2 protein-coding genes are annotated in these 937 nt (G+C 33.7%); both read left to right on the top strand.

The genetic code is table 11. The annotated features are described in order from the left end of the window. On the top strand, positions 1–404 hold a 404-nt coding region (locus HMPREF9073_RS08730; RefSeq protein WP_009413405.1), incomplete at its 5' end, for a lipocalin family protein. A 79-nt stretch (positions 405–483) separates the two neighbouring features. After that, positions 484–900: a lipocalin family protein gene (locus HMPREF9073_RS08725; RefSeq protein WP_009413404.1), complete on the top strand. Its 417-nt coding sequence runs from the start codon at positions 484–486 to the stop codon at positions 898–900. The last annotated feature ends 37 nt before the right edge of the window (positions 901–937 follow it).

Here is a 937-nt window from a genome sequence, read left to right as displayed (position 1 = left end):
AAATGAAAAAACTTTTAAAAATGGCTTTTATAGCTGCAGCATTTTTTGTAACATCGTGTGGAAAATCAGACGATGGTGCGAGCATTAACAGTAAAGATTTAATAGGCACTTGGTATTTAGAAAGTGTTACTATGATGAAAACATCTGCTCCTCTTAACGATTGTAACAAGCAAACAAATATTGTTTTCACTGACACTCAAATTTCACTTACTATGTATGAGGGAGTAGCTAATGATTGCCAAATGACTAAACAAACAGATACTTATCGCATTTCTCGCAATACTATTATCACTAATGATGAGGCTGTTAAAGTTTCTTTATCAGGAAATAAATTGACCTTTATTGACACCGAGAATATTGATGGAAATACAGTTCCTATAACAATGGTTTTTGTAAAACGATAGAGGAACCTTTTCTTAGGTAAGAGATAAGAGGCAAAATTGTATTTTTGCACCGTTGAACTAATACAAACAATGTAAGCAAATGAAAAAACTTTTAAAAATGGCTTTTATAGCCGCAGCATTTTTTGTAACATCGTGTGGGAAATCGGACGATGGCGTGAGCAATAAGGACTTAGTAGGCACTTGGTATTTAGAAAGTGCTACTATTAATGGAGAAGTTCAGCCCTACACAGATTGTGAAAAGAGAACAAATATAGTTTTCACTACTACAGAGTTCTCATCTGTTGGTTATGCTACAAAAAATGACACTTGTACAGAGCTTGGAAGAAACAGTGGGACTTACACAGTTTCAGGTAATACAATTTTCTACAAAAAGCAAGATGGTAGCAGTTATAGTAGTGAAATTAGTTTATCAGGGAACAAACTTACTATCACTCAAACTAAAAAAGATGAGAGCGACAAAGAAGTTACCGGTACAACAGTTTATATAAAACGATAGAGAAACCTTTTCTTAGGTAAGAGATAAGAGGCAAAAT

The organism is Capnocytophaga sp. oral taxon 326 str. F0382 (genome assembly GCF_000318295.1).
Taxonomy (GTDB): Bacteria; Bacteroidota; Bacteroidia; order Flavobacteriales; family Flavobacteriaceae; genus Capnocytophaga; species Capnocytophaga periodontitidis.
Note: the sequence above shows the minus strand (reverse complement) of the source record. Positions and strands in the feature narration are given on the sequence as shown.